Origin of the sequence: Shewanella sp. SP2S2-6 (assembly GCF_031931965.1) — a bacterium.
GTDB lineage: Bacteria > Pseudomonadota > Gammaproteobacteria > Enterobacterales > Shewanellaceae > Shewanella > Shewanella baltica.
Window position 1 is genome coordinate 1 of sequence record NZ_JAUOEQ010000057.1, and the last position, 16,141, is coordinate 16,141.

Sequence of the window (16,141 nt, forward strand, 5' to 3'; positions counted from 1 at the left end):
ATTTTCTAGCACTTCCTCCATCCATGGAGGTCGTACGAAAAGCCTTAGACAGAATATCGACACTTGATGAAGTGCGAACTCAAACAAAGCAAATCAGCTTTCCGAATTATTATTAACGTGGTCCAGCGATGGACACGGTAATAAACAGAATTTGCTTGGTGACAATAGCCTTGTGGAACCACCTGATCCCATCCCGAACTCAGAAGTGAAACGCAAACGCGCCGATGGTAGTGTGGGGTCTCCCCATGTGAGAGTAGGTCATCGCCAAGCGCCTAATTATCTCATTGAGATGTAACGAAGCCAGCTGAATAAGCTGGATTTTTTGCGTCTGCAATTTACATGTTTTAGCGTTTTGAAACCGTTTCATTGTTTGAAATAACATTAAGCTGTGAGGTGGGAATGGTTTACAGGGCTCTTTTTAATGAGCTTAAGTTTTACTAAGTTCTAATTTTACGAACTGAATAGAGCCGCCAGTTCATGTGTGGTACTAAGCTGGCGGTTTTAAATAGATAAACTGAAGCGCTATAGATCACTCTTTATTGATTTTGGCTTTGAAGCTGGCTTTGGTATTGTCGTTGGCTTGTTTGTACCAGTAATCAAGCATTTGACTGATTTCAGCTTGGCTAGGTGCGGTTGTAGATGTCACTGAAGTCGTTGGCTGAGCCTTGTCATTTACCGCTGCGGCAGCTGACGACATCACTGCTGGCGCGATCAAGTTCGTGGATGTGACTGCTGCTGTTTGGCGTATTTGTGACTGGCTTGCCAATATTGGTGCAATGGCGTCGTTTGCTTGTGTTGTCGCGGTATTCATAGTGAGATTTAATGAAGCCGGATGATTGCTAAGGTTGTACTGCAGTATCTCGTGTTCGAAATCCCGTCCCAGTTGGATCCCATTCTTAATCAATTTATCGCTGGTAAAACTCACTGCTTCATCTTGAGCATTTGATAGTGTCAATTTGGGTGACTCATCAAATTTCTTGGCATCTCTAGCGGAGTTGATGGCGGGAAGTGTCAGGGTAAGTGTTTGTGCTGACGCATCAAAACGGACGATGAGCACGTCGGATAGATAATGCACTGAGTCAGCTTGCTGCCTGTATTGCGCGGCATAGCGAAAGGCTATCTGATTGATACCATCGGCTAAAACGAGGTTGCCACTCTTTACGGCTGGCTTGCCATTGACCGTTAACACTTCAGCATTTTTAGGCAGATTGAGATTAACATCGGCCGTTGCAGGCTGCACTGCAACCAGCATTAACGCGGTGGCACATAAGATTGATTGATATTTCATAAGCTTTCTCTGTTGTTGCGAGGACGCCGCTAAATAATAAGGTAGATATTTGGCGACACGCCGTTTATAGCGCGCAGATTAGCGTTAATTTAATCGGTAGGGAATAAAAAAGGCTCACGAGGAGCCTTTTGAGGTGATATTTCGGGATTGAACGCTTATTTGGTTAGGTTGATGCTATAAACGGCGAAACCCAGTTCATCCTTGCTGATCTTCTTCATTTCACGTTGTTTATTGGCTTCGATAAAGGTAGCAGCTTTATCACTGTCTTGGGTTTCGAAGCGAACGTCTAATGTGACGTTGGTCGTGATGGTTTTGAAATCCCAGTTGTAATCGGCACTTGGATTGACCATACCTTCGTACTTACCCGTGGTTTCGTTGTATTGAGATTGCGCTGTGATATAAGCCGCTAATGCTTCACGGTTGGTATCGGGCAGTTCAAGCACGACATGGTCGCTACCCGTACCGGCAAACTTACCACCAAAGGCGCGATAGTTATTTGAGGCGACGATAAACTCTTTCGCGGCAAATTCTTCACCTGTGATGACTTTGCCGTTTTCGTCTTTATAGCTTAAATCAACGATACGGTTTGCGTTGGCATTAACAACGGCGCAATCGCGGTCAAACTTGTTCGGTTGAGTGACATCAATTTTGTAAGTTAAGCCATCGAGTACGTCGAAATTATAGGTTGGATGGCCATCCCAGTTGATTAACTCTTGTGGGGTGGTTTTTGCTGGGTCGATTTGATTGAACTGGTTGGCTGAGCACTCAAGCCAATCTTTCAATTCGGCACCCGTTGCTTTGACGGCCACCATAGTATTGGGATACAGGTACAGATCGGCGGCGTTTTTAAAGGTCAGTGGACCTTTATCGACTTGCACAAATTGATCGGCATCGCTGGTTGTACCGTGGCGACCGCCCGCTTTAAAAGGTGCAGAGGCTGACAGTACTGGCAACCCTTTTAATGCTGCAGGTAATTTCGCTTTCACGTTAGCGATTTGCGCATCGGAAACGATTTGTACCGTAGGGTCGTCTTGCACTAAGGTGAGGAAGCTATACATGTCCGCCGCGGCGACACCGATAGGTTCATCCACAAAGGCGAGGGTACCTTGGTGCTCGGCTGCGACAGCATCGTGAATAGCAGCATCCGCTTCAACTAATGGGGCTTTATTTGCGCCATCATAGATAGGGCGAGCTTGCGTTTTGGCAGTAAGGACATGCCACTTGTCATCTCTACGTTCGAGTTTAAAGTCAACCACCCCTAAGTTATCACCCCAACGACCTGGCATCACTGCGGGAACGCCGTTCAGTAGGCCCTTAGTGACATCGGTATTGGGTAAGTCAGCATACTTAGCATCTGGGAAGATAGAGTGGCTGTGGCCGAATAGAATCGCATCGATACCGTCAACATAAGTCAAAGCGTAAGTGGCGTTTTCAGCCATAGGATCGCCAGGATTTTCCGTCGAACCAATGCCAGAGTGTGGAATGGCGATAATGATATCGGCCCCTTTAGCTTTCATTTCTGGGACATATTTTTTCGCGGTGGTAACTATATCTTCAACCGTCACTTTTCCCGTCAGATTTTGTTTATCCCACAATAGAATTTGCGGTGGCACAAAACCAATATAACCAATGTTAATGGTTTGATTATTGCCTTCGCTGTCGATAATGATTTTTTGTTTGATGATATAAGGGGTGAATAAATGCTCACCTTTTTTAACTTCTTTCCAGCAACCATTATCGTCGGCGCAATAAACGTTCGAGTTGATATAAGGGAAATCTGCACCACTAATGGATTTATTTAAGAAATCTAAACCATAGTTAAATTCATGATTACCGATATTGCCGACTTCATAATCTAATAGGTTCATGGCTTTATAAGCAGGGTGAACATCGCCCATTTGCAGGCCCACTTTAGCCATATAATCGCCCATAGGGCTGCCTTGCAGTAGATCGCCGTTATCAACGAGGACGCTATTCTTGGCTTCGTTGCGTGCAGCGTGGATCAAGCTTGCAGTGCGGGCAAGACCGATTGTGGGATCGTCTTTACCACTGTAGTAGTTGAAATCCATGATATTTGTGTGCAGATCTGTGGTTTCGAGTACCCGTAAATCGGCTTGAACGACTTTGTCGTCATCAGAATTACAGGCGCTGACACCAAGGGCGGCAGTGATCATCACTGCGAGTATTTTCTTATTTAACATAGTTATCTCTATTTATATTTATTTGACCCCAACGCATGTTCCGTCAAGAGCATGCCCATCATCCCGTTAATTCGGCGTCATTTAACTGTTAGGTTAATTTGTCGCGAAGTTAACGAGCGGGAATTATAAAGACATTTGATGATCTGAATGTGACATTAATCGGAGAAAAGCTGTTTCAAATTGTGACTCAGAGTGCGCCTGCCTAAATAATGAGCCATTTGGCCTGTGTATTTGTTACATTGAGGTTTAAATAATCACAGCAAAAAGTTTATTAAGAAGAATTAATATTTGTTATAGAAACGGTGTTTTATTTGCTTATGCTGCTTTCTATGTTGAGAATATTTGGCTTAAAAAATCCAATTGGATTGTTTTAAATAATTCTTTTTACATTGAATTTTAGCTAATCCTCATCATTTCTGCTTGCAAGCGCTTAACACTGATTGCTGCGCCTTAGGTGTAGCTAAGCGTTGGCATAGGCACATATAGACTCGAAATACACATAAAGTGATACAAATTAGCGCCGCAGTGGTGGGGTAAAACTTGGCTGGAATGCGCGTAACTTGTTAAGGTAGTTCATCGAAATTAACGACCGTAGCAACAAGCGTTCGTTGACTCAGACTGTTTTAAACTGAAAGCCAAAATCCGTTAGCGCGCACCTTTCACCTTAAAAATACAAACGAAAGGGCAGCAACATCCAAGGGAGTTAATATGCGTAAGTCCGTTATTACCACAGCCGTGGCCGCGGCTTTGTTACTTGGCGCTTGTTCAGACAAGCCAGCCGCCAGTGCCAATGAAGCCAAAAATGCCGTAGCGACTCAAACTGCTGCTAAAGCAGAAGCAACCAATGTGTTGCTGAGCAAGAGTCCACTGCAGGATCAAGCGCCACAATTTAACCTTATCCATACTGCAGATTATGCTCCTGCCTTCGAGCAAGGCATTAAAGCCCATGATGCTGAAATCGCTGCCATTGTGAATAACAAGCAAGCAGCCAGTTTTGACAACACCATTCTGGCGATGGAAACCTCGGGTGAATTATTAACGCGGGTGTCGCGGACCTTCTTTAATCTCGCCGGTCTGATTTCTGATGATGATTTCCAGAAAACCGAAGCAGATCTTGCACCTAAGCTATCTGCCCATCGCGATAATATTTATCTCGATCCAACGTTATTTGCCCGTGTTGAAGCGGTATATCAACAAAAAAGCAGCTTAAATGCGGAAGATCAGCGTTTAGTTGGATACTACTATGAGCAGTTTGTTCGCGCTGGCGCGAAATTGTCAGCTGAAGATAAAGCTAAGATGCGCGACTTTAACGCCGAGCTTGCAACCTTAGCGACGGACTTTTCACAAAACAGCTTAAAATCATTTAAAGATGATGTGATTGTTGTGACGGATAAAGCCCAGTTAGCTGGTTTATCTGACAGCGAAATCGCCACCTTAGCCGCTGCCGCCAAAGCTGCTGGAAAAGAGGGCTATTTGATTACCTTAGTGAACACGACTCGCCAGCCTGTGCTTTCTAGCCTGAGCAACCGTGAACTACGCCAAAAAGTGTGGGAAACTTCGGCGCACAGAGCCGTCGCAACTAATGGCCCATTGATTGTTAAAATGGCGCAAATTCGGGCTAAAAAAGCTAACTTATTGGGATTCGATACTTGGGCATCCTATGCGGTTGCCGATCAAATGGCGAAAACCCCAGCCGCTGTGTATGAAATCCTCGATGATTTAGCGCCAAAAGCCTTAGCACGTGCCAAAGTGGAAGCGGCTGATATTCAAGCTGAAATCAAAAAGGCGGGCGGTGATTTCGAGCTTCAACCTTGGGATTGGGCTTATTACGCCGACAAAGTGCGTAAAGAGAAATACGATCTCGACGAAAGCAGCATCAAACCTTATTTCGAGTTTAATACTGTGCTGCAAGACGGGCTGTTTTTCGCGATGCATAAACTGTATGGCATCAGCTTAAAAGCGCGTACCGATTTACCCGTGTGGAATCCCGATGTTTTAGCCTTTGAAGTCTTTGATAAAGACAACAGCTCTATTGGCTTATTCTACCTTGACCCTTATGCCCGTGAAGGCAAAGGCGGCGGCGCGTGGATGGATGAGTTCGTCACCCAAAGCGGTCTGCTTGGCACTAAGCCCGTTGTTTATAACGCGCTGAATATTCCTAAGCCAGCCGATGGCCCAACGTTAATGACCTTCGATGAAGTGACCACTATGTTCCATGAAATGGGTCATGCGGTTCACGGTTTATTCTCGCAGGTGAAATACCCAAGCGTGGCTGGCACATCAACCGCACGTGACTTTGTTGAGTTCCCATCCCAGGTTAACGAAGATTGGAATATCGATCCTGCTGTGATTGCTAACTATGCCAAACACTACAAGACGGGTGAGCCAATTCCTAAGGCACTGCTTGATAAAATCTTAGCCTCAAATAAGTTTGGCCAAGGTTTTGATACCGTTGAGTATCTGTCAGCTGCCTTGTTAGATATGGAATGGCACTCTATCAGCGCCGATACTCAAATTAGCGATGTAGAGAAGTTTGAGCACCAAGTGTTAGCTAAACACGGCCTCGATTTTGCGCCAATTCCCCCGCGTTATAAATCGAGCTACTTTAGCCATGCCTTCTCCGGCGGTTATTCAGCTGGATATTACGCGTATTTGTGGACCGAAGTGTTTGCCGCCGATGCCTTTGCCTACATGGGCGAGCACGGTGGATTAAAAGCCGATAATGGTGACAAATTCCGTAAGGAAGTCTTATCTAAAGGTAACAGTGAAGATCTCATGCAAGATTACATTCACTTTACCGGTAAAAAGCCGACAACAGATGCACTGTTAAAGCGCCGCGGTTTAGTCGACTAATCGATTCGTTGTAAAAAGGCCCAAAGGCTTGTTAGGGAAACCTAGCAAGCCTTTTTTATTGATGTCGGGGCGGATTTATTCATCATTTTTTCAAGACAGGAAGTTAGAGGACGGGGAAATCTACCGATAACGCTCTGATCACAGTTCCAAAATAGTTTGTTGAAATGTTGGTGAAAGGCAGCATTGAACCACTTTATTATTTTAATCAAATGTTTATGTTTGATTTTCACGCATAAAGTTAGCAATAGTGTCCTCCTTACGTTGACTCTCTAATAGCCACTCAATCCTCCATTCTGTTAGGCGCTCACCCGTTTTATGAATGAATTTTCCAGCTTCAGGTTCATCAATCCATTCAAGCTGTTTAACAAGTACTAAAGGCGCTTCAGACCCGTCAGTTTCATTCGAAAATTCAAGAGCTTCATTATAAGTATGAAATGCGTAATAGTAGATTTCACCATCAAATTCATCTGGAGCACCTTGCCAAGGGCGACACCAAACACGATATTCTAGGACTTGATCATAGAAATAACCGCCGCCTGATTTTGTTTCCGCCGGATACTCTCCAATCCTATTCTCATCTATTGAATCAGGATACATAGACAATTCCTCAATGGAATATAACGTCATATGCAACAGCGGATAAGGTTTACCCTGTCCATCAACGGGTGAGCGACCCGTTACTGAAAAACCAATATGCTGGTAAAAAACTAATGCTTGCTCATTCTGCTCATTAACATCAACTTTTGTGGCTCCCAGTTCATGAATGGCATGTGTCGCTAGCATGGAACCAATACCTTTTCCGCGCGCGTCAGGTGAGATGAACAGCATTTCAATATTGCCATCATGTACCCCGCAGAATCCGAGTATTTCTCCATTGTCATTTTTAGCGCACTTTAAGTGAACGGCATCAAAATACTGTTCGAGGATCAGCGGCTTTAATTGTTGTAGATCTTCTTCTGCTAAAAAGTCATGGGTTGCTCTTACCGATGCTTCCCAAATATCGAGCAGACTAAGATGATCTGCTTTTTCTACCATCTCAATATTCATCATATAACTCTATTGAAGATTTAATGTCGCCTAAGCGGTGAATTAAAGTGGGTTAAAATGTGAAGCGGAAACGTACCAACATTTACGAATCCGCCTTTAAAAAGGATATGATTACGGACGGGATCCGCAGTAACCTTGTCGACAATTATGATAGAAAAGTTATGTTTTTCAAAATTTATCTGACATCGACACCTAATTTCTCATCGTCACCCATTATCTTTTTTGGGTTGTATTATGACGTGTTGTTAATGTTTTCTAATGAAAAATATACTTAAACTAATATCAGATAATAGAGCTTGTATTTACTGTGCTTACTTAAATATTCGTTTTGCTAAGCTTTGTCTAAACACGATTGGATCCTTGCGTAGAGTTTCGTAAAAGGCAAGGAAGGTTAGATATTTAGCAGACGACATTAACCAGTTCGCTAATAACGGAAAAATAACAAAGCAAAGAAAAATCCAGGTTTGTTTGTGTTCAAGAACTAATAAAAATAGTAAGTAACAAATGAGTTGAAAATAGACGTTTATTTTATTGATTTTAACTGCTCTAGGTCTACCTCGTATAATTAATACGTTTGGTATAACAATACTCAGGGTCATGATCACTATACTTGATGCGAAAAGGGTACCAAACTCTTCGTGTGTTAATTTACCGAATAGCGTTTCAATCGTAAGGAAAAGTAAAGGGCCGATAGCACCCGCACCAAACATAAGGAACATGATGACTGCAATACCAACGACAAACACGCCGATAGATAAGTCATGTTTCTCAAAAAAATTATCTGACATAGACTCTGAATTCCTTATAGCTGACTATTGTTAGGTTGTTGATTTTTCCACCTGCACGCCTTATTGCGAAGGCTAAATCTGGTACTTACTGTATTTTTACATTCTCGTAATATTAATCGAATGGGATATTAGTGGCATAAAGGAATCATAGGGAATATTCATAGTCTATAAAAACCACTTCGGCACCAATTGTATTTGGGTCAGCATCCAGAGCTTTGAATATTCGAATGGTATTGAGTTCATTCTGTAATCGCAGTGTGAGCAGTTTTTCTTTATTTGCTTGAAATGGAGAGCTTAGTAGGGCATTAGACATAATCATTTCCATTGATAATTTTAAAAATATCCTTATATGCGGCAACACAGTACTAAAATATTGAGCCAATTAATAGGTTATTGTAGAAGTTGCTTAATAAAATTATAAGAAAACGGGAGCCGAAGCTCCCGTTGTTTATCTTGCCTTTGGTAAATGATGATTGGTGATGTTACTCGGCCAGTAATCCGCGGCTACGCAGCAGCGGCTCTATGCCGGCTTCTTTACCGCGGAAGTTTTTATACATCAGCATAGGATCATCGCTGCCGCCTTTCGACAGAATATTATTACGGAAGGAGTCCGCAGTGGCCTTGTCGAAAATGCCGTTTTCTTTAAAGGCTTCGAAAGCATCCGCGCCTAAAATATCCGACCACAGGTAGCTGTAGTAGCCTGCTGAATAACCGCCCGCGAAAATATGCGAGAAGTAAGTGCTGCGATAGCGTGGGCTAATTTCTTCAATCAGTCCCATTGCCGCTAACGAGTCTGCTTCAAACTTGGCCGCATCCTTTGGCGTAGTGTCGGTTAGTGTGTGCCAATCTAAATCGAGCTTAGTGGCTGCCATGTATTCAACGGTGGCAAAGCCTTGGTTGAACTTACTGGCCGCTTGGATTTTCTGCACTAGCTCTTGCGGGATCACTTCGCCGGTTTTGTAGTGCTTGGCAAATTGGGCTAACACTTCTGGCTGAGTCATCCAGTTTTCATTCACTTGCGATGGGAACTCAACGTAATCGCGAGGTACGGCGGTGCCACCCTGTGAGCGATATTCCACGTTCGATAACATGCCGTGTAGGGCGTGGCCAAATTCGTGGAATAGGGTGCTGGCTTCATCGAAGGTCAGCAGCGCTGGCTCACTGCCCGCTGGGCGAGGGTAGTTCAATACGTTAACAATAATAGGTTTAGAATCAACGCCATTCATATGGTATTGCTTGCGGAAAGAGTTCATCCAAGCGCCGCCACGTTTGCTGTCGCGGGTGAAATAGTCACCCATAAAGATGGCCATCAGCTTGCCGTCTTTATCGTAAACTTCCCAAGTACGGACTTCTGCATTGTATTTGGGTAAGTCGGTACGCTCTTTAAAGGTCAAACCGTATAAACGATTAGCCGTGTAGAACACGCCTTTTAATGTACTGTCGAGTGAGAAATACGGGCGGGTTTGTTGCTCGTTAAAGCTGTACTTAGCGACACGAATTTTGTCAGCATAGTAATCCCAGTCCCACGCTTGCAGCTTAAATTTACCACCTTGTGCGTCAATCATGGCTTGCATATCAGCCACTTCGGTTTTGGCTTGGGCCAATGCCGCTGGCCATACTTTGTTGAGTAAGCCATAGACGTTTTCTGGCGTTTTAGCTGTGCGTTCTTCTAACACGAAATCCGCATGGGTTTTATAGCCCATCAGTTGAGCACGTTCAGCACGCAGGGCGGCAATCTTCGCGAGGATAATCTTGTTATCGTTGGCGTTATTGTTGTTACCGCGCTCGATATAACCTTTGTAGAGTTTTTCACGTAACTGGCGGTTATCGGCATAGGTTAAAAACGGCGTGATAGAAGGGCGAGAAGTGGTGAATACCCACTTGCCTTCATGGCCACGTTTTTTCGCGGTTTCAAAGGCGGTTGCAACCACATCAGCGGGTAAACCTGCGAGATCGGCTTTGCTATCAACCACTAATTCGAAGGCATTGGTTTCGGCTAATAGATTGTCACCAAAGGCTAAATTGAGTTTACCGATCTCTTCGTTCAATGCGCGCAGTTTGGTTTTATCTTGTTCGCTTAAGTTAGCGCCGCCACGGGTGAAAGATTTATAGGTATCTTCCAACAATTTGGCTTGGGCCGTGCTGAGTTTTAGGCTGTCTTTCGCGTCGTGAACGGCTTTGACTTTTTGAAACAGTTTGTCATTGAGCAGGATATCGTCTTCGGCGGACGATAACATAGGCGACACTTCTTTGGAGAGTGCTTGCAATGCTGGCGTAGTATCGGCGCCTGTCAGGTTAAAGAAGACATTAGAAACGCGCGTCACTAGATCGCCAGAAAACTCCATGGCTTCAATGGTATTGGCGAAGGTGGGTTTGGCTTTATTATCAACAATCGCTTGAATTTGTTCGTGTTGCTGAGCTACGCCCGCTTTAAAGGCTGGGAGGAAATGCTCTGGCTTGATCTTATCAAAGGCCGGAATTTCCATAAACGTATCATAGGGTTTGAAGAATGGATTGGTCGCATTCTGACTGATAATCTGCGCTGACACGGCATTGGGCGCTGCGCTTGCTTGAACACTGGCTTCGGGTTGTTGTGTGCTACATGCGCCCAAAGTTAAGGCTAAAGCGATGGCACTTAGCGTGAGCTTAGCCGTGCGGGCTTGCGGTTTAAGGGTTAGTCCCTTCATTATTTTTTCCCCGTTAGGTCGATTATTGTTATGGGTGATTGTTTGATGATGGCCATGGATTTCAGCAAATATTGAAGTCTACGCGCGGCTAAAACCATTAATTTATCTTAATGTGACTGTTTAACATGTATCGGACTAGGGGTTCCATCGATTTTGTGTTTAGTTTGTAACAAATGTTTTGTTTCAGGCTTTTAAGCAAAATAATATGGCAAACTGGCTGAGGATGTTATCGCGTCTCGGCGCTTTATTGGCAACATCATTGCTCAAGGCTGTAGTCGAAGATAATAGCCGCAAACACGTCGTAGATGACTGGTGTAAGCCACACCTTGCACTAAACCAGCTTAATCCATTTTCAACCGTCTCTTGCAGTACGGTCCTAAAACACGAATAACAATAATAGGATCTTCTATGTCTCAATCTGGTATTCAACATGCTCGCGTACGTCGAGCGTTATCCTTGGTATTACTGACTGCGTCCAGCTGGGTTATGCCGCAGTGCATTGAGGCGCCAGCGCCAGCAACAACAGCGACTAACACAATCGTCCCCCAGTTAAGCCCAAATGCACTAAAGGTCGCCGATTATGCGGTCGCAAAATACGATGCGGCTATGGTGCAGAGTTTGACTCAGTTGGTGAGTTTTAATACCCAAGCGGTTGAAGGGCAAACGCCAGATACCAATCCCGCCTTTGTGGGCTTTAAGTCGAGTTTAAAGCAACTCAGTCAGGAGCTCGGGTTAGATTATGCCGATCATGGTTATGTGGTATTGATTGGCTTAGATGCCAATTCGGCTGTGAACAATGAACCTAAAAAGTTAGGCATAGTCACCCACGGCGATGTGCAACCAGCTAATCCTGCTTTGTGGGCGCAGAGCCCTTATCTGCTTGATACTCAATCGGAACCGGGCAAACTGATTGGCCGCGGCACAGAGGACGACAAGGGCGCCATCGTTACCGCCATGTATGCGATGAAGGCGATTAAAGATAAACACATTAAGCGAGATAGACGCATTGAACTCTTGGTTTATCTTGCTGAAGAGTCCGACTGGGAACCACTGAAAACCTTTTTAGCCAGCTACACGCCAGCGGATATGAACATTACTATCGATGCCGAATACCCCGTGGTCACCGCCGAGAAAGGCTGGAGCAAGATTACCTTTACTGTACCCAATATTACGATCTCCAATATAGAAGCGAGAGCAGAGGCTTCAAACCAAACTCCCACGTTAACGGCTTTCTCTGGCGGCTATTTTGCCAGCCAAGTACCGCAGCAGGCCGAGGCGGAAATTGAGGCGGTTTCACCCGCATTACTGACAAAGTTACAGACCAGAGCCGCCGCGCAGCAGGGGATGAAATATCGTTTTGAAAACCATTGCGTCGATAAACAGTGCAACTTGCATATCTTTGCCGACGGTAAAGCCGCCCATTCATCCACTCCTGAAGATGGAGTGAATGCCGTGACGCATTTAGCGGCATTATTAAGTCCCGAGTTGAATGATGAGCCTTGGCCGCAAACCAGCGCCTCCTTAACTGTTGCCGCCATGGACGAGCTGGTGGGTTTAGGCATTTATGCCGAGCAGTTTGGTGACCTAGCCTATAAAGATGATTTTATGGGACCGCTGACCTTAGCCCCGACTGTGGTGGTGCAAACGCAGAAGGGCACAGAGGTGACCATTAACTTGCGCCGTCCTGTCGGCAAAACACCAGAGTTACTCGCTAAACAAGCCCGTGAAGCCCTAGCCCTGTGGCAGGAGAAACATCAAGTGCAACTTGCTGATATCGAAAGTTATTGGGGCGAGCCTATGGTGATGAAAGGTGCGCCGCAGCAACAAACCCTGCTCGACGTGTTTGCCCACTTCACTGGCATAGTCGACCCTAAACCCGTTGCGATCGGCGGCTCAACCAACAGTAAATTATTCCCCAATGCCTTAAGTTTTGGCCCAGCCATGCCGGGTGTGGAATACACTGGCCATACAGAAAAAGAGTTCATCACCCATAAGCAATTTATGCTGAACCTAAAAATGTATACCGCAGCGTTTATCGAACTATCGGCGGTTAAATAGGGATCTCTGTGAAAGTGATTTAGGGATGGCACAAAAGTGTTGAGTAGCAATAAAGTCTGTATCAAGTATTAAGCTAAGCATTAAGGGTTAATAGAACAATGGCGGTTAAATCTTAGATTTCCGCCATTCCAATTTGAAATGCTCAAAAGCTCAAAAGCTCAAAAGCTAGTGAGTTATATCGTCAGTTGTGCTGCATGAATTGTCATTGTTTCCCCAGTGACTCGCCCCCTTTCATTTAATAAGAAGTATCCCTGAGGGCTCTACTTAACATGCCGCCAACGGTCACTGTTGCAACAATGCTAATCCTCACTGCCCCTTTCGCTGTTCGTTTAGCTAAAAAGCTATTGCCCCAAAGCAAGACAACTGAGTTACGCAGCATTAATTGTCATTGTTTTCCCAGTGACACGCCGTAAACTCATCCCTGAGGGCTCGACGGCGACATCCATGTCGCCAACGGTCACTGTTGCAACAATGCCAATCCTCACTGACCCTTTCGCTGTTCGTTTAGCTAAAAAGCTATTGCCCCATTCCAAGTTAACGTTAATACTCAGTGCAGCTCACGATACTGAGTTTTGACGTACATAAACTAATGAACAGATAAAAGGCCTATCAGGGCCTTATTTGGTTCACTATTAGTATCTATCTCACTCTGTGAGTTTAAAAGGTGTATTCTGATTTAGTACTATATAATTCGCTGAGTTTTTTATATTATTGTAAATATAAGGTGTGACGATGAATCAATTGTTCTCTACTCTGACTACATCGACTTACGATTGGAGTATAGATTTTAAAACAAAGAAGGATTTTATAGCGGTAGCTAACGAAATCGGCTACACCTTCATATCTTCTAAAACGACTAATGAAGTATCGGAGTTTATAAAGAGAAAAGTAGTATCGTTATTAACTTCAAACGAATGTCCTTACGAAGATTACATCACGGTTTTCAACCAATTCTCGTATGATTTCTATTGTAACAATAAAAATCCCAATGAATTCAGATTTCTTGCTTACCTCAGATTCTTTTTAAATTTTCTAGATGGGTACACCATCAACGAACAAAAATGGATAGAGGCACATAAACTTATACAAAATTACATTTATATGGCTAATCATAATCATCCATATTTATCTTTAAATGAAAAAAACAAAATCGTATCAGAAGCAGTTAAAAGATTCAGACAAAAAGGAATCAAGGTTGATGTAATCGAAGGTAAAATTCACTTAAGCGATGAACAATTCAACAATGTTCTGCAAGGAATTGATTTTAGAGCAAAAAAACTGGGTGATAAACTTTATCAGGATATTCTTGCAAGAATTAAATCATGCTATAGAAAAAAACATGATAGATTTTACTTGAGGAAAGAGTTACATCCAACAAACTCTCAACCAGAGCCAAACATTCCTTTTGGTTACCTTTATAATCTGTCCATAAAAAATTTGAATACAGTAAAGAATCATCAAGCAAAAAAGCAAATATCAGAGATTATTGAGTTATCGAAAGATCTAATGACAATATTAGAGCTACAATGGTTAAATCCATACGAAAGCTTGCTTTCAGGCCAAGATATAATGCCTTATTTGCGAAAGAACTTATTGCACGATGAACTATTTACTGTTCATCAGTATAGTAATAGTAATGCCAGGAAAATAATCAATGGCATGTTCAATAAAAATCATAATGCCAAAATACCCAAAGACATAGATTTAAGCATTTGCATTGATATTTTTGACATAGTAAATACAACGTCGAGCATTGATATACAGTCCATAGAAAAAGCAGAATTATATTCTCACTTACTAGGAAGATATACAGAAAGTGAGATACAAAGCGCATTGAATGAACTGTGTATAGAAGAAAGTCAAGTGAATAAAGACTATCTAAATCCTTTCGATATGAACGCGATAAACTACTATGAAAAACCATTCATTAAAAATAATGATAAGATTATTTATTTAAACTCATATTTTCATAACGATGGATTTGTGTGGTTTTTGAGGGCTAAGCTGAAACATGAGTGTGCTAAAATAGGAATAGTAGGAAAAAAATTTAACGACTTACGTGGTGATATGTCAGAAGAATTTATAAAAAACCTATTAAATGCAAGAAAAATATCTCACAAATCTGGATTAAAATACAAAGTTAAAGGAAAAATTTTTCAAGATATTAGCTCAAATTCAAAAGATGGTGAATGTGACTTTATTATTGAAACTGAAGATAGAATCATCTTCATTGAAGAAAAATCTAAAGAATTGGACATTGAATCAAAAAGCGGAGATATCTTATCAGGACTGTGGGACTTAGCTTTATCACTGCTAAATTCTCAAGAGCAAATTTGTAGGCATGAATATTTACTTAGAAAACAAGGGAAAATTGAATTCGAGAATGGGTTCATTCTTGAACTGAAAGATAGAAAAGTTGAAAAAGTGTCTTTGACACTCTTCGATTTTTACAGTCTCGCAGATGTTAACAGTGTTAGAAGTATTCTGATATCATGCATCAATTCAACTATTAATAGTACTGATAACGACCCGAAAGTAACCGAGAAGATTGGAAAGATAAATAAAACATTTAGAAAACTACAAAATATTTACAAGAGTGATATCTTTAAAAACGAGTACATCAACCCAGACAATTCTCTCAATACACTAAACAGCCGATTCTTTAGCTCAAATCAACTAATTACAATGTTAGATCATTGCACAGGCAACGAAGATTTTCTCAGCATAATGAATAAAACTAAAGCTGTTGGTAACAACAGCCAAGACTGGTTTTTGATCTTCAACTACTTTGCAATAGATTTATATAAGAATAAAAATAAATAATAGATCTAAGCCGCTACACAGGGCGGCTATCAAAACTTGTAAGTGCTGAAGGGTTAAATGCCGCTTAATGAGAACTTCTAATCCAGTTGATAGGGCAGTTCTTGCCCAGCGGCAATATCCCTTTCTTACTCTCGTCATCCATTCTTAGCTGGCTAGAACAATGCACTTAACTTGTTTTGCCATACCTTAAATAATTCGAGAAAGACTAAATTAGCAATCACTGTAACTCATGTTTGTCCAAAAGCGTGCTGGGTATCTCCTTCATACAGACAGGTTACACTAGTGCCAAAAAGGTTAGTCATGGTGATTTGCGAGACGACTGTCCGCCCCATGGACGGGGCGGTCGAGCATCCAAGGACGGACTAGCTGCGTGTCGGAGAGCGAATGCCATGGCAA

At 42.8% G+C, this 16,141-nt stretch carries 9 protein-coding genes, 1 rRNA gene and 1 pseudogene; 4 read left to right on the forward strand and 7 right to left on the reverse strand.

Annotated elements, in window-relative coordinates:
- Positions 1-154 precede the first annotated feature (154 nt).
- Positions 155-270: ribosomal RNA gene (gene rrf / locus Q4Q57_RS21495) — 5S ribosomal RNA — on the forward strand.
- Positions 271-529: 259 nt separating this feature from the next.
- Here rrf and Q4Q57_RS21500 read toward each other — a convergent pair.
- Both Q4Q57_RS21500 and Q4Q57_RS21505 read right to left on the reverse strand, forming a co-directional pair.
- The gene (locus Q4Q57_RS21500) at positions 530-1,288 is read right to left on the reverse strand and encodes a DUF2057 domain-containing protein (protein WP_311891974.1); all 759 of its coding nucleotides are present in this window, start codon (positions 1,286-1,288) and stop codon (positions 530-532) included.
- Positions 1,289-1,443: 155 nt separating this feature from the next.
- Positions 1,444-3,489, reverse strand: coding sequence for a bifunctional 2',3'-cyclic-nucleotide 2'-phosphodiesterase/3'-nucleotidase (locus tag Q4Q57_RS21505; protein ID WP_012197289.1), 2,046 nt, complete (start codon positions 3,487-3,489; stop codon positions 1,444-1,446).
- A 708-nt stretch (positions 3,490-4,197) separates the two neighbouring features.
- Between Q4Q57_RS21505 and Q4Q57_RS21510 the strand changes: the two genes are divergently transcribed.
- Positions 4,198-6,342, forward strand: a complete 2,145-nt coding sequence (locus tag Q4Q57_RS21510) for a M3 family metallopeptidase (RefSeq protein WP_311891975.1) — start codon at positions 4,198-4,200, stop codon at positions 6,340-6,342.
- Positions 6,343-6,555: 213 nt separating this feature from the next.
- Here Q4Q57_RS21510 and Q4Q57_RS21515 read toward each other — a convergent pair whose 3' ends face one another.
- From Q4Q57_RS21515 to Q4Q57_RS21535, 5 genes and pseudogenes are all read right to left on the reverse strand, one after another.
- Positions 6,556-6,939: a hypothetical protein gene (locus Q4Q57_RS21515; RefSeq protein WP_041409145.1), complete on the reverse strand. Its 384-nt coding sequence runs from the start codon at positions 6,937-6,939 to the stop codon at positions 6,556-6,558.
- Between the two features lie 3 nt (positions 6,940-6,942).
- Positions 6,943-7,389: pseudogene (locus Q4Q57_RS21520) on the reverse strand (acetyltransferase); the annotation flags it as partial.
- 311 nt (positions 7,390-7,700) lie between these two features.
- Positions 7,701-8,177 (reverse strand): hypothetical protein, encoded by a 477-nt coding sequence (locus Q4Q57_RS21525; protein WP_041411193.1) that lies wholly within the window; start codon positions 8,175-8,177, stop codon positions 7,701-7,703.
- 145 nt (positions 8,178-8,322) lie between these two features.
- A complete protein-coding gene (locus Q4Q57_RS21530) occupies positions 8,323-8,490 on the reverse strand; it encodes a hypothetical protein (RefSeq protein WP_014615331.1) in 168 nt (55 codons plus the stop codon).
- A 169-nt stretch (positions 8,491-8,659) separates the two neighbouring features.
- Positions 8,660-10,864 (reverse strand): M3 family metallopeptidase, encoded by a 2,205-nt coding sequence (locus Q4Q57_RS21535; RefSeq protein ID WP_311891976.1) that lies wholly within the window; start codon positions 10,862-10,864, stop codon positions 8,660-8,662.
- Positions 10,865-11,272: 408 nt separating this feature from the next.
- Between Q4Q57_RS21535 and Q4Q57_RS21540 the strand changes: the two genes are divergently transcribed.
- Positions 11,273-12,922: a dipeptidase gene (locus Q4Q57_RS21540; protein ID WP_311891977.1), complete on the forward strand. Its 1,650-nt coding sequence runs from the start codon at positions 11,273-11,275 to the stop codon at positions 12,920-12,922.
- 732 nt (positions 12,923-13,654) lie between these two features.
- Complete coding sequence (locus tag Q4Q57_RS21545) at positions 13,655-15,745, forward strand: hypothetical protein (RefSeq protein ID WP_311891978.1); 2,091 nt, start codon at positions 13,655-13,657, stop codon at positions 15,743-15,745.
- Positions 15,746-16,141 lie beyond the last annotated feature (396 nt).

Excerpts from the sequence above, each read along its gene's own strand:
- Q4Q57_RS21500 (WP_311891974.1), bottom strand. The coding sequence starts at position 1,288 with ATGAAATATCAATCAATCTTATGTGCCACCGCGTTAATGCTGGTTGCA.
- Q4Q57_RS21505 (WP_012197289.1), bottom strand. The coding sequence starts at position 3,489 with ATGTTAAATAAGAAAATACTCGCAGTGATGATCACTGCCGCCCTTGGT.
- Q4Q57_RS21510 (WP_311891975.1), top strand. The coding sequence starts at position 4,198 with ATGCGTAAGTCCGTTATTACCACAGCCGTGGCCGCGGCTTTGTTACTT.
- Q4Q57_RS21515 (WP_041409145.1), bottom strand. The coding sequence starts at position 6,939 with ATGTATCCTGATTCAATAGATGAGAATAGGATTGGAGAGTATCCGGCG.
- Q4Q57_RS21525 (WP_041411193.1), bottom strand. The coding sequence starts at position 8,177 with ATGTCAGATAATTTTTTTGAGAAACATGACTTATCTATCGGCGTGTTT.
- Q4Q57_RS21530 (WP_014615331.1), bottom strand. The coding sequence starts at position 8,490 with ATGTCTAATGCCCTACTAAGCTCTCCATTTCAAGCAAATAAAGAAAAA.
- Q4Q57_RS21535 (WP_311891976.1), bottom strand. The coding sequence starts at position 10,864 with ATGAAGGGACTAACCCTTAAACCGCAAGCCCGCACGGCTAAGCTCACG.
- Q4Q57_RS21540 (WP_311891977.1), top strand. The coding sequence starts at position 11,273 with ATGTCTCAATCTGGTATTCAACATGCTCGCGTACGTCGAGCGTTATCC.
- Q4Q57_RS21545 (WP_311891978.1), top strand. The coding sequence starts at position 13,655 with ATGAATCAATTGTTCTCTACTCTGACTACATCGACTTACGATTGGAGT.